The 12,004-nt window shown below is 49.1% G+C and carries 14 protein-coding genes; 11 read left to right on the top strand and 3 right to left on the bottom strand.

Translation table 11 applies throughout. The features are described from left to right. The 7 genes from tuf to rplI form a co-directional block, all read left to right on the top strand. The coding region (gene tuf, locus AC6R1A_RS18075; RefSeq protein ID WP_500646212.1) for an elongation factor Tu at nucleotides 1-1,184 on the top strand (1,184 nt) is incomplete at its 5' end. A 341-nt stretch (nucleotides 1,185-1,525) separates the two neighbouring features. Next, nucleotides 1,526-1,714 carry a (2Fe-2S)-binding protein gene (locus tag AC6R1A_RS18070; protein WP_334554990.1) on the top strand — a complete coding sequence of 63 codons (189 nt, stop codon included), beginning with the start codon at nucleotides 1,526-1,528 and terminating at the stop codon, nucleotides 1,712-1,714. A gap of 85 nt (nucleotides 1,715-1,799) precedes the next feature. Then, nucleotides 1,800-2,276 (top strand): bacterioferritin, encoded by a 477-nt coding sequence (gene bfr, locus AC6R1A_RS18065; protein ID WP_500629303.1) that lies wholly within the window; start codon nucleotides 1,800-1,802, stop codon nucleotides 2,274-2,276. A gap of 230 nt (nucleotides 2,277-2,506) precedes the next feature. Further along, entirely contained in the window at nucleotides 2,507-2,887 is a 381-nt protein-coding gene (gene rpsF / locus AC6R1A_RS18060) for a 30S ribosomal protein S6 (protein ID WP_004747103.1), read from the top strand. Nucleotides 2,888-2,895: 8 nt separating this feature from the next. After that, on the top strand, nucleotides 2,896-3,198 hold the full coding sequence (gene priB, locus AC6R1A_RS18055) for a primosomal replication protein N (protein ID WP_500629302.1): 303 nt from the start codon (nucleotides 2,896-2,898) through the stop codon (nucleotides 3,196-3,198). 16 nt (nucleotides 3,199-3,214) lie between these two features. After that, nucleotides 3,215-3,442: a 30S ribosomal protein S18 gene (rpsR, locus tag AC6R1A_RS18050; RefSeq protein WP_000090472.1), complete on the top strand. Its 228-nt coding sequence runs from the start codon at nucleotides 3,215-3,217 to the stop codon at nucleotides 3,440-3,442. A gap of 32 nt (nucleotides 3,443-3,474) precedes the next feature. Then, the gene (gene rplI, locus AC6R1A_RS18045) at nucleotides 3,475-3,927 is read left to right on the top strand and encodes a 50S ribosomal protein L9 (protein WP_487901818.1); all 453 of its coding nucleotides are present in this window, start codon (nucleotides 3,475-3,477) and stop codon (nucleotides 3,925-3,927) included. 84 nt (nucleotides 3,928-4,011) lie between these two features. On the opposite strand, the gene AC6R1A_RS18040 is transcribed toward rplI, so the two are convergent. Continuing rightward, the gene (locus tag AC6R1A_RS18040) at nucleotides 4,012-4,776 is read right to left on the bottom strand and encodes a DUF481 domain-containing protein (protein WP_487901817.1); all 765 of its coding nucleotides are present in this window, start codon (nucleotides 4,774-4,776) and stop codon (nucleotides 4,012-4,014) included. Between the two features lie 173 nt (nucleotides 4,777-4,949). Between AC6R1A_RS18040 and AC6R1A_RS18035 the strand changes: the two genes are divergently transcribed. From AC6R1A_RS18035 to AC6R1A_RS18025, 3 genes are read left to right on the top strand one after another with little or no spacing between them, the layout of a single operon-like run. Then, a complete protein-coding gene (locus AC6R1A_RS18035) occupies nucleotides 4,950-6,362 on the top strand; it encodes a replicative DNA helicase (protein WP_500625640.1) in 1,413 nt (470 codons plus the stop codon). A 12-nt stretch (nucleotides 6,363-6,374) separates the two neighbouring features. After that, the gene (gene alr / locus AC6R1A_RS18030) at nucleotides 6,375-7,469 is read left to right on the top strand and encodes an alanine racemase (RefSeq protein ID WP_487901822.1); all 1,095 of its coding nucleotides are present in this window, start codon (nucleotides 6,375-6,377) and stop codon (nucleotides 7,467-7,469) included. Then, nucleotides 7,462-8,640 (top strand): BamA/TamA family outer membrane protein, encoded by a 1,179-nt coding sequence (locus AC6R1A_RS18025; protein ID WP_500633117.1) that lies wholly within the window; start codon nucleotides 7,462-7,464, stop codon nucleotides 8,638-8,640. The genes alr and AC6R1A_RS18025 overlap by 8 nt, the downstream gene beginning before the upstream one ends. A 15-nt stretch (nucleotides 8,641-8,655) precedes the next feature. Here AC6R1A_RS18025 and AC6R1A_RS18020 read toward each other — a convergent pair whose 3' ends face one another. After that, nucleotides 8,656-9,075, bottom strand: coding sequence for a secondary thiamine-phosphate synthase enzyme YjbQ (locus tag AC6R1A_RS18020; RefSeq protein ID WP_500633118.1), 420 nt, complete (start codon nucleotides 9,073-9,075; stop codon nucleotides 8,656-8,658). Nucleotides 9,076-9,364: 289 nt separating this feature from the next. Here AC6R1A_RS18020 and pgi point away from each other — a divergent pair, with 289 nt between their 5' ends. Then, nucleotides 9,365-11,017, top strand: a complete 1,653-nt coding sequence (pgi, locus tag AC6R1A_RS18015) for a glucose-6-phosphate isomerase (RefSeq protein WP_334554997.1) — start codon at nucleotides 9,365-9,367, stop codon at nucleotides 11,015-11,017. Between the two features lie 82 nt (nucleotides 11,018-11,099). On the opposite strand, the gene AC6R1A_RS18010 is transcribed toward pgi, so the two are convergent. Further along, nucleotides 11,100-11,999: a TIGR03899 family protein gene (locus tag AC6R1A_RS18010; protein ID WP_500630528.1), complete on the bottom strand. Its 900-nt coding sequence runs from the start codon at nucleotides 11,997-11,999 to the stop codon at nucleotides 11,100-11,102. Nucleotides 12,000-12,004 lie beyond the last annotated feature (5 nt).

Below are 12,004 nucleotides of genomic sequence, written 5' to 3'. Positions count from 1 at the left end.
TGTCTAAAGAAAAATTTGAACGTGTAAAACCGCACGTAAACGTTGGTACTATCGGCCACGTTGACCACGGTAAAACAACTCTAACTGCTGCTATCTGTACTACTCTTGCTAAAGTGTACGGCGGTGTAGCGAAAGACTTCGCATCTATCGATAACGCTCCAGAAGAGCGTGAGCGCGGTATCACAATCGCAACGTCTCACGTAGAGTACGACACTCCAACTCGTCACTACGCACACGTAGACTGTCCAGGACACGCGGATTATGTTAAGAACATGATCACAGGTGCTGCACAGATGGACGGTGGTATCCTAGTTGTAGCTGCGACAGATGGCCCAATGCCACAGACTCGTGAGCACATCCTACTAGGCCGTCAGGTTGGTATTCCTTACATCATCGTATTCATGAACAAATGTGACATGGTTGACGATGAAGAGCTACTAGAACTAGTAGAAATGGAAGTACGTGAACTTCTATCTGAGTACGATTTCCCAGGTGATGACCTACCAGTAATCCAAGGTTCTGCACTAGGCGCGCTAAACGGCGAAGAGCAGTGGGAAGCGAAGATTGTTGAGCTAGCAGAAGCGCTAGACACTTACATTCCTGAGCCAGAGCGTGCAATCGATCAGCCATTCCTAATGCCAATCGAAGACGTATTCTCAATCCAAGGTCGTGGTACAGTAGTAACAGGTCGTATCGAGCGTGGTATCCTAAACGTAGGTGACGAAGTTGCTATCGTAGGTATCAAAGACACGACGACTACAACATGTACTGGTGTTGAGATGTTCCGTAAGCTTCTAGACGAAGGTCGTGCGGGTGAGAACGTTGGTGCACTTCTACGTGGTACTAAGCGTGACGAAGTTGAGCGTGGTCAAGTACTAGCTAAGCCTGGTTCAATCACTCCACACACTAAGTTCGAGTCAGAAGTATACGTACTATCTAAAGATGAAGGTGGTCGTCACACTCCATTCTTCAAAGGCTACCGTCCACAGTTCTACTTCCGTACAACTGACGTAACAGGTAACATCGAGCTACCTGAAGGCGTAGAAATGGTAATGCCAGGCGATAACATCAAGATGACTGTAGAGCTAATCGCACCAATCGCGATGGACGAAGGTCTACGTTTCGCAATCCGCGAAGGTGGCCGTACAGTTGGTGCTGGTGTTGTTGCTAAGATCTTCGACTAATTCTGACGAATTAATTGAGATCTAGCACTTCTCTTCATTCGTGAAGAAAGCGCGACAAGAAAAAGGGAAGCTTAGGCTTCCCTTTTTCGTTTTTTGACGGCGAGCGAATGAGATGAGTTATAAGAAAAACATCGGCGAGAAGAGATGTCGCTATTATTTTTATCGCTAGATCATTAGCTTACTAGCGGCATTGAAAATGCTTCGCTGCTAAGTGAATCAGACCCACATTTCCTCATTTCTTTTATAACCAATCGATCTATATTTTACTCATTTGAGACTGGTAATAAGAATGGTTCTCTTTTATATTCAATCTAGAAGTCGTTAGGTCAGGTAGTAAAATTATGTTCGTTTGTTTGTGTCATGGCGTCTCGGATAAAAAAATCCGCAAGTTAGTTGTCGAAGAGGGCGTGACCGATATAAAAGGAATCAAGAAATGCACAGCCTTAGGCACCCAATGTGGTAAGTGTGTGCGCACGGCGAAAGAGATCATCAACGAATCGGCAGTGAATCTGTTTAAACAAGCTAGCTAATCCACTAGCTAAAAATGTGTCGACTTTTTTGACACCTTCTCATTTGGTTCTACAGTTAAAAGAGCCAAAGAGGAGGGCTTCTGTCATGAAAGGCGATCCAATTATTATCCAGCATCTCAACAAAATTCTCGGCAATGAACTCGTTGCCATCAACCAATACTTTCTTCATGCTCGTATGTACAAGGATTGGGGGCTAAAGCACCTCGCAGACAAAGAGTACCATGAGTCTATCGACGAGATGAAACACGCCGACCATCTCATCGAGCGCATTTTATTTCTAGAGGGCATTCCTAATCTTCAAGACCTGGGTAAGTTGATGATCGGGGAAGACACCAAAGAAATGCTCGAATGCGATCTGAAGTTAGAGCTGATAGCCATACCGGATTTGAAAGACGCCATCGCCTATGCGGAAGACATTCGAGACTACGTCTCTCGTGATCTGTTCCAAGAAATCCTAGAAGATGAAGAAGAACACGTGGATTGGCTTGAAACGCAACTTGGATTGATTGATATGACCGGTATCGAAAACTATCTCCAAGCGCAATTTGTTGATGAAGATTAACTAACGTTTCACTAACGTCACTACCGAAGCTGAGTGTATGCGTTGCCTACAACGCACACTCGGCAACCTAGCCAAGTTTGTCATACCTAACTCATCTTTTCTCTTGCTTAAACTGCTTTCTTTCTGTACTATTCCGGCTCCTTAAATCTCAGTCAATTATCTTTAGTTCCTTGCTTCCTCTGGACGACTGAGCCAATTGTGGAAGCTGAATAATCCGTAAGGAGCAACCCATGCGTCATTACGAAATCGTATTCATGGTGCACCCAGATCAAAGCGAGCAAGTTGCTGGCATGATCGAGCGTTACACTGGTTCAATCACTGAAGCTGGCGGTACTATCCACCGTCTAGAAGACTGGGGTCGCCGTCAACTGGCTTACCCAATCAACAAGCTTCACAAAGCTCACTACGTTCTAATGAACGTGGAAGCTGATCAAGCTGTTATTGATGAGCTAGAAACTGCTTTCCGTTTCAACGATGCAGTTCTACGTAACATGATCATGCGTACTAAAGCGGCTATCACTGAGCAATCTATCATGCTTAAGCAGAAAGAAGAGCGTGCTCCTCGTCGCGAAGAGCGTGCTGAAGCTAAGCCAGAAGCAGCGGCTGAGTAATTTCACTTATGACCAATCGAATGGAGCTCAGTGGCACCATTGCTAAGCCTCCCATTCGAAGTAAAAGCCCAAGTGGTATTGAACACTGTCGGTTTTGGTTAGAGCATCGCTCGACCATGATTGAAGCTGACCTACCGAGACAAGTCTATTGTCGTCTACCGGTCGTGATCAGTGGGCAAAGGTCACAAGCATTGACTCAGAATTTAGTACAAGGCAGTAACATTAAGGTAAGTGGTTTTGTCGCTTATCAAACCGGCCGAAATGGCGTTGGGAAATTAGTGTTACATGCCGACAACATTACTCAAATTTAAGATCAGGAGATAGCCCATGGCTCGTTTCTTCCGTCGTCGTAAATTCTGCCGTTTCACTGCAGAAGGCGTACAAGAGATTGATTACAAAGACGTAGCAACTCTTAAAAACTACATCACTGAAGCTGGTAAAATCGTTCCTAGCCGTATCACTGGTACAAGCGCTAAATACCAACGTCAACTAGCTCGCGCTATTAAGCGTTCACGCTACCTAGCTTTACTTCCGTACACTGACAAGCATCAGTAATCGGTCGTTTTATTAAGAAAGAGGATTAAGCAATGCAAGTTATTCTACTTGATAAAATCGGTAACCTAGGTGGTCTTGGTGACACTGCAAACGTTAAATCTGGCTACGCTCGTAACTTCCTTATCCCACAAGGTAAAGCAGTTATGGCAACTAAGACTAACGTTGAGATGTTCGAAGCTCGTCGCGCTGAGCTAGAAGCAAAAGTTGCTGAGCAACTTGCTGCTGCAGAAGCTCGCGCTGAGAAAGTGAACGCACTAGAAGCGGTCGTTATCGCTTCTAAAGCAGGTGACGAAGGTAAACTATTCGGTTCTATCGGTACTCGTGATATCGCTGATGCAATCACTGCAGCTGGCGTTGAAGTAGCTAAGAGCGAAGTTCGCCTACCTGAAGGTGCTCTACGTACTACTGGTGAGTTTGAAATCAGCATCCAACTTCACTCTGAAGTATTTGCTGCTATCAACCTACAAGTTGTACCAGCTGAGTAATTCAGCCTTAAGACGAATAGCAAAACACCAGCCTCGGCTGGTGTTTTTTTATGTCTGCTATTTTGCTCAGGGTTCTTCTTTCATTTAGAACACAAACAGCAAGTTGACCGAAAACATACTATCAGCTTTGCTTAGCCCTTCTGGAACCTTATCGTGATATTGGCGGTTATGAGTGAGCTTAAGCGCAATATCCTCAGTGATGTTGTTGGTGACACTGATGTCGGTATCGGTTCGGGTGTTACTGTGGCCGCTAACCCAAGTCACGTCCGCGGAGAGACGTAGGCTTTCAAGCACTTGCCAACTGCTGTTGATGTTGCCACGAAAAATCGCTTCCCTCACAATGTTGGGAAAGATGATATCGTCATCATCAATTTCATCAAGGTTGGGTTCTTGGTAGCGATAACCCGGACCGACTTCGACTTCAAGCAAGAAGTCATCCGTGTTTGATAACTGATAACCGAGCCCTCCCGAAAGCGTGTGATCTTTGTAGTACGCGGTGTACTTTGAGTTGACGCCTTTATAACTCGAATAGAGGTAGGTCTTGGGCCCAAGTTTATAGTCACCTTGCATAGTGTAGGTGGACTGCCGCTTGTCTTCTGTCCCATCTTTGTAGAGCAGGTAGTATTTCCACTCTCCGCTGGTACGGTAGCGACCTTTAATGTACTCGGCACTTAAACGAGAGTTGAGCGATTCGGAGTCGGAATTGCCCTTGTGTGCTTGATAGCCGAACTCGACCTCTGTATCCCAGGGGGAAGGTACTTGGATATCCATTTCACTTTGATCCGTACTATCTGCGTAGGCCAAGGACGAGCCTATTAACCCCACGCACAATAACCAAAGTTTTGACACTCAGTACCTCTCGGTCGAAAAATAACAGGGCGCAATAATAAACAGGCTTTGTATAGACTTGGTCAGGGCGGAGTCAAAACTCAAATCGGATCGTTGTTCCTAGCTTGAAACGGGAGACATAGCGATGATTCTCGTTATAATGTCCGGTCAGGAACAAGTTGTTGAGTGAAATCATGGCCCAGAGCAAAGTAGAGAATCGGAACCTTAAACCACGAGACGCCCAAGTCGATGCCATCAAAGTCCCACCGCACTCATTAGAAGCCGAGCAGTCGGTCATTGGTGGCTTGCTGTTGGATAACGAGCGTTGGGATACCGTCTCTGAGCGTGTGGTCGCCAAAGATTTCTACAGTCGACCTCACCGTTTAGTGTTTCAAGCGGTACAAGCCATTTTGGAAGACAACAAGCCACTTGATCTCATCACCTTGTCAGAATTTTTAGAGCAGCGCGAACAGCTTGATGAAGTAGGCGGCTTTGCTTATCTGGCGGACTTAGTCAAAAACACCCCGAGTGCGGCGAACATCAATGCGTACGCAGACATTGTGGCTGAGCGCGCACTGGTTCGCGACTTGATCGGTGTTGCCAATGAGATTGCCGATGCCGGCTACGATCCACAAGGACGCAGCTCAGAAGATCTGCTCGACTTGGCTGAGAGTAAAGTATTTGCCATTGCCGAGTCCCGCACCAATGAGAATGAAGGTCCGCAAAACGTCGACAACATTCTAGAAAAAACCCTCGAACGTATCGAACTGTTGTACAAAACGCCGCAAGACGGGGTGACTGGCGTCAACACGGGCTTTACGGATCTCAACAAGAAAACCGCGGGTCTACAGGGTTCTGATTTGGTCATTGTCGCAGCGCGTCCATCGATGGGTAAAACCACCTTTGCGATGAACTTATGTGAGACCGCGGCGATGGAACAAGACAAGCCCGTGCTGATCTTCTCTCTTGAGATGCCCGCGGAACAGATCATGATGCGTATGCTCGCCTCGTTGTCGCGTGTTGATCAAACGAAAATTCGTACCGGTCAGTTGGATGATGAAGACTGGGCGCGTATCTCATCGACCATGGGGATTCTCATGGAGAAGAAGAACATGTACATCGATGACAGCTCAGGTTTGACACCGACGGAAGTGCGCTCGCGCGCTCGTCGTGTGGCTCGCGATCATGGCGGTCTGTCGATGATCATGGTCGACTACCTTCAGCTCATGCGCGTCCCTGCGATGTCGGATAACCGGACGTTGGAAATTGCAGAGATTTCTCGCTCATTGAAAGCGTTGGCTAAAGAGCTCAATGTGCCTGTGGTGGCGCTGTCTCAGTTGAACCGTTCGTTGGAGCAACGAGCCGATAAACGTCCGGTGAACTCGGATCTGCGTGAATCGGGCTCTATCGAGCAGGACGCCGACTTGATCATGTTCATCTACCGTGACGAGGTGTACAACCCAGATAGCCCGATGAAAGGGACCGCAGAGATTATCTTGGGTAAGCAGCGTAACGGTCCGATTGGTTCAGTGCGACTGACCTTCCAAGGTCAATGGTCGCGCTTTGACAATTACGCGGGTCCTGCGTTTGATATGGATGATGAATAATCGATGAGTTACATGAAAGCGGCAACCGCATCGATTAATTTGGATGCGCTGAAACACAATTTGGCTCGCATTAAACACCAAGCGCCGAGCAGCAAAATCATGGCCGTGGTGAAAGCGAACGGATACGGGCATGGACTTCGTCACGTTGCCAAGCACGCTGAAGGTGCGGACGCGTTTGGCGTCGCGCGCATTGAAGAGGCGCTGGGGCTTCGCGCTTGTGGTGTGGTGAAACCTATCCTCCTTCTCGAAGGCTTTTATTCACCAGGGGATTTACCTGTATTAGTCACCAACAACATCCAAACGGTGGTGCACTGTGAAGAGCAGCTTCAAGCATTAGAAGATGCCGAGTTGGATACTCCTGTTGTGGTTTGGCTGAAAGTCGACAGCGGTATGCATCGCTTAGGTGTCAGGCCAGAGCAATACGAAACGTTTGTTGCCCGTTTGAAGCGCTGCCCGAATGTGGCGAAGCCGCTGCGTTACATGAGTCATTTTGGCTGCGCTGATGAGCTCGAAAGCAGCACCACGCAAGAGCAAACCGAGCTGTTTCTCTCTTTGACGCAAGGTTGTGAAGGTGAGCGTTCTCTCGCCGCGTCTGCGGGTTTACTGGCTTGGCCAGAGAGCCAGTTAGAGTGGGTAAGACCCGGCATCATCATGTATGGCGTGTCGCCATTTAATGATCAAAGTGCGGCGGATCTCGGCTATCAGCCAGTGATGACGTTAAAATCTCACCTCATTGCGGTTCGAGATGTGAAGCAAGGGGAAAAGGTCGGTTACGGCGGCACATGGACTTGCGCGCAAGACACCAAAGTCGGCGTGATTGCGATTGGTTACGGCGATGGCTACCCAAGAACCGCGCCCAATGGCACCCCTGTGCTGGTCAATGGTCGCAGAGTGCCGATTGTCGGTAGAGTGTCGATGGATATGCTAACGGTCGATCTTGGCGGTGACGCACAAGACAAAGTGGGTGATGAAGCGATTCTTTGGGGGCAAGATTTACCCTCCGAAGAGGTGGCGTCCCACATTGGCACCATCGCCTATGAACTGGTGACTAAGCTCACTTCGCGTGTTGAGATGGATTACCAGAAGTCTCTGCAAAGCTATGAATAAACTGCGAATGCTGGCCCTAGTGGCCAGCTTTTTTATCGCTACCTTTTGCCACAGTGGCGAGAAAGATTCTGCGTTTCTGCCCTTTTATTTTAGTACCGAAACGCTCGGTAATACCTTCGGTGTTGCTGGGGTGGCGAAAGGCGTAGGGCAACCGCAAACCGTGCTCTTTGGCATGGGGTTGTACTCTGATAAAGCCAGTTATCTTGGTTATGTTGCGGCGTTCAATTACGCACTCTCCTCTCATTGGCTGGTCAGTACGCAGATGTACCAAGCGCGCTTTAATGACAACCCTTATTACCTTGGAGAGCAGGGTAGCAATGCGTCGCCTACGGGGGGCAGCACCATCACCAACGGTGATGAGCAGAACTACCAATTCGAGTTTAAATATTTGCTCCCTTGGGGGCTGGTTTCACAGCAAGGCATGAGTGGTGTGTTTGCGCCGTCACGTCCGGTCAGCACCGCCTCACCTTACGACTCTGGCGTCACTTCCATCAGCGTGACGCCGTTTTACTCAGAGCGTCAATTGGATGTCTACACGCAAGCAGAGAAAGCCACTGGCGTTGAGGTGAGCCTAGATTGGGATAATAGAGACAGTGTCCGCAACCCAACCAAAGGCTCACACTCGGCGTTCACGGTCAGCATGGGCACAGAGCAGCGCCTTAGCGATAGCTGGATAAAGTGGGAAGCGCAGAGCAGCCAGTATGTTGCCCTTGGCCCTTTGGGCAGTTGGTTTGATCAGCAAGTGCTGGCGTTTGATGTCTATGCCGCAGACACGCCCACCTGGGATGCCTGTGAGGGTTGTGCGAGACCGCCAGAGCAACTTCAGGCGCGACTTGGCGGTTTATATCGCCTACGAGGCTTTACCGCAGGGCGGTATCACGGTCGCTCGGCGCTGCACTACTCGATGGAGTATCGTGTCTTACCCGATTGGCAGCCGCTAGAGAGTGTGCCCGTTCTTAATTATTACGATCTGCCTTGGTGGCAGTGGGTACTGTTTGCCGAAGCCGGTCGTGTGGCTGATGAGTTTGATTTAGCCACGCTCCACTCAGATATGCAGTGGAACCTTGGCGGAGCAGTGAGGCTTCAGGTTGAAGGCGTGGTCGTTCGCGCCGAAATCGCGAAAGGAGCGGAAGAAGGCACGTTTCGCGTGATGATCAATCAGCCGTTCTAATCACACCGATGGGCTCTACTCTCCTTGTAGGGTGGCAATAATAGTTCGTTTCCCACCGTTGTCTCGGTGTTCACCCAGATAAATCCCCTGCCACGTTCCTAGTGCCAATCGACCTTGTCGAATCGGAATCATGACACTGGCGCCGAGAATCGATGCTTTAATGTGCGCGGGCATATCATCATCACCTTCATAAGTATGACGGTAGTAAGGCGCGTTTTGTGGCACAAAGTGATTAAAGTGCGCTTCCATATCGCTGCGCACGGTAGGATCGGCGTTCTCATTGAGGGTAAGACTTGCGGACGTATGTTGGATGAACAGCTGTAATAAACCGACAGAAATCGATTGAATTTGTGGCAATTGTTGCTCAATTTCATCGGTAATGAGATGAAACCCGCGCGGTTTCGCGCGCAATTGTACTTGGGCCTGAGACCACATAGAGACTCCTTATCTAGACAAACCCGCTGGCAAAATTGCTTAGGGTTAGTGCAGTGATCAACGGTGCAGCATCACCAAAATCAATGCTATTATTCCACGTGCAACGACGCAGTTGCTCGGTTTTGAAGCGGGTAACGTGACCTAACTCAAAGAGAGTGAGGGTACCCTAGGTCATAATGAGCAACTGAAAAAAAATTACAATTATTCTTCATTTTCAAATTCGGGGATTCCACCAGTTTTCGCTAGACTGAATGGAATAAAAACGGACTGTAACATCGGGATAACGACCATGTTGAAAACTATCAATCCAACGCAGACATCCGCTTGGAAAGCACTCACCGCACATTTTGAATCCGCACAAGATATGGATCTTAAAGCGCTCTTCGCACAAGACCCAGCGCGCTTTGACAAATTTTCGACTCGCTTTGGCGACGATATGCTTGTCGACTACTCAAAAAACCTCATCAATGAAGAGACGTTAAAGCACCTGTTTGCTTTGGCACAAGAAACGGATCTGGCGTCCGCGATTGAGGCCATGTTCAGTGGTGACACCATCAACCAAACTGAAGGCCGCAGCGTTCTGCACGTGGCGTTGCGTAATCGCAGCAACACGCCAATTATGGTCAATGGTGAAGATGTGATGCCAGCGGTGAACGCGGTTCTAGAGAAGATGAAATCGTTCTCTGAGCGTGTGATTGGCGGTGAGTGGAAAGGCTACACAGGCAAAGCCATCACCGATGTCGTGAACATTGGTATCGGCGGCTCTGACCTAGGCCCATACATGGTGACTGAAGCGCTCGCGCCGTACAAAACACACCTCAACATGCACTTTGTCTCTAACGTTGACGGCACTCACATCGCTGAAACGTTGAAGAAAGTAAACCCAGAAACCACACTCTTCCTTGTGGCATCGAAAACCTTCACCACGCAAGAAACCATGACCAATGCGCACTCCGCTCGTGATTGGTTCTTAGCATCAGCCGGTGATGAAGCGCACGTAGCTAAGCACTTTGCGGCCTTGTCGACTAACGCTAGCGCGGTGTCTGAGTTCGGTATTGATACCGACAACATGTTTGAGTTCTGGGATTGGGTCGGCGGTCGTTACTCACTGTGGTCTGCGATCGGTTTGTCGATTGTATTGGGTGTCGGCTACGACAACTTCATCGAGCTACTGACCGGTGCTCATGAGATGGACAACCACTTCAAGTCGACAGAGCTTGAGAGCAACATTCCAGTGATCATGGCGTTGATCGGTATTTGGTACAACAACTTCCACGGCGCAGAGTCGGAAGCGATCTTGCCATACGATCAGTATATGCACCGCTTCGCGGCGTACTTCCAGCAAGGTAACATGGAATCCAACGGTAAGTTTGTCGATCGCAACGGTGATGCTGTGACTTACCAAACGGGCCCTATCATTTGGGGTGAGCCAGGAACCAATGGTCAGCACGCGTTCTACCAGTTGATTCACCAAGGCACTAAGTTGATCCCATCGGACTTCATTGCGCCAGCGTTGAGCCACAACCCAACCGGTGATCACCATCAGAAATTGATGTCGAACTTCTTTGCTCAGACTGAAGCACTTGCGTTTGGTAAATCTGCAGAGACAGTGAAAGCGGAGTTCTTGGCGGCAGGCAAAACGGAGCAGGAAGTGGAAGCCCTGGTGCCATTCAAAGTGTTTGAAGGTAACCGCCCAACGAACTCCATCTTGGTTAAGCAGATCACTCCACGCACATTGGGTCAATTGATTGCGATGTACGAGCACAAGATCTTTGTTCAAGGCGTGATTTGGAACATCTTCAGCTTCGACCAATGGGGGGTGGAGCTCGGTAAACAGTTGGCGAACCAGATCCTACCTGAACTCGGCGATGACGCGCCAGTGAGCTCTCACGATAGCTCGACCAATGGCTTGATCAACGCGTTCAAAGCACTGAAAGCGTAATGATCGGCTGTTGACCGCCAAGTATGAAAACGCCAGCGATGTCGCTGGCGTTTTTTTGTCGTTTGATTTTGTTTGTCGGCCACTACACCGTGTGGTGAATCGAGGAGTTTGACGCGTCGGTATTGGCGCTAAATTTCTGATTGAGGAGCGCCAACAGCTGATCGTAATACTGGGTATTGGGCTTATTCCCTAGCAGTTTGCACAGCTCGTTGCCGGTAGGGCTAAAACGGTAGTAGAGCAGTCTCACGCCTTTGCTGTGCGCTTGCAACAAGAGTTGTTTGCCTTGGTAGGTCAACGCCAGTGGTGAGTCGAGCTCAATCTCGCCCGATTCGAGCTCTGCTGAGTGCATTAGCCCCAGTTCAAACAATACCAATAAACTCGAATAGGGGAGTTGGAAGTTGCCGACATTGATGTTGTTGGTGGTATTTCGCTTGCCAAAACTAAAAATGCCCCCTTGGGCGCGGTAACCGATCAAGAGCTTGCGGCTGTTGTCTCCGCCAAAACTGCACGCCAGTGAGGATGCGCGTTGTAAGATCTGCGCCTCTTTGGGCGTCATATCTTGCAGCACTTTTAGGGCTTTCATCGACGTGGAGCCAGGGTTGGTGACTTCACGCTTCAGCACCTGAGCCCACAAACGTTGCATAGCGCTGTTGTGCACCTCTTGCGCCATATCGAAGAATCGATACAACCAATCTTGGTCAGGATCGCCTGCGGTTTCGTTCTTACATGAGGTGTGAGCAAGCTTTAGGATCTGCTCAAGGTTTTTCTGTCTGAGCTCTTTGCGTTTACGCTCGCGCAACAAAGCGCGTTCGAGTGCCGTTTTTTCCGGTGTTTGCGCTTGCAGCATGGCATCCAACCCATATTGCTGGGCGATGGTGAGGATACGGCTGGCGCTGTCTTTGACGTAGCTGGACTTTTTTTCTTGCTTATCGGTGTGGGTAGCGTCGTGCTCAATCACAACCGGCTTATTTGGCTCAGACATGATGA

Source organism: Vibrio sp. R10-SG3-ISO3, from assembly GCF_059834225.1.
The sequence above is the reverse complement of the archived record's forward strand: the minus strand, read 5'-3'. Positions and strand labels throughout refer to the sequence as shown.

What these genes read in the sequence shown, in the direction of transcription:
- AC6R1A_RS18070 (WP_334554990.1), top strand. Translation starts at nt 1,526, where the DNA reads ATGTTCGTTTGTTTGTGTCATGGCGTCTCGGATAAAAAAATCCGCAAG.
- bfr (WP_500629303.1), top strand. Translation starts at nt 1,800, where the DNA reads ATGAAAGGCGATCCAATTATTATCCAGCATCTCAACAAAATTCTCGGC.
- rpsF (WP_004747103.1), top strand. Translation starts at nt 2,507, where the DNA reads ATGCGTCATTACGAAATCGTATTCATGGTGCACCCAGATCAAAGCGAG.
- priB (WP_500629302.1), top strand. Translation starts at nt 2,896, where the DNA reads ATGACCAATCGAATGGAGCTCAGTGGCACCATTGCTAAGCCTCCCATT.
- rpsR (WP_000090472.1), top strand. Translation starts at nt 3,215, where the DNA reads ATGGCTCGTTTCTTCCGTCGTCGTAAATTCTGCCGTTTCACTGCAGAA.
- rplI (WP_487901818.1), top strand. Translation starts at nt 3,475, where the DNA reads ATGCAAGTTATTCTACTTGATAAAATCGGTAACCTAGGTGGTCTTGGT.
- AC6R1A_RS18035 (WP_500625640.1), top strand. Translation starts at nt 4,950, where the DNA reads ATGGCCCAGAGCAAAGTAGAGAATCGGAACCTTAAACCACGAGACGCC.
- alr (WP_487901822.1), top strand. Translation starts at nt 6,375, where the DNA reads ATGAAAGCGGCAACCGCATCGATTAATTTGGATGCGCTGAAACACAAT.
- AC6R1A_RS18025 (WP_500633117.1), top strand. Translation starts at nt 7,462, where the DNA reads ATGAATAAACTGCGAATGCTGGCCCTAGTGGCCAGCTTTTTTATCGCT.
- AC6R1A_RS18020 (WP_500633118.1), bottom strand. Translation starts at nt 9,075, where the DNA reads ATGTGGTCTCAGGCCCAAGTACAATTGCGCGCGAAACCGCGCGGGTTT.
- pgi (WP_334554997.1), top strand. Translation starts at nt 9,365, where the DNA reads ATGTTGAAAACTATCAATCCAACGCAGACATCCGCTTGGAAAGCACTC.
- AC6R1A_RS18010 (WP_500630528.1), bottom strand. Translation starts at nt 11,999, where the DNA reads ATGTCTGAGCCAAATAAGCCGGTTGTGATTGAGCACGACGCTACCCAC.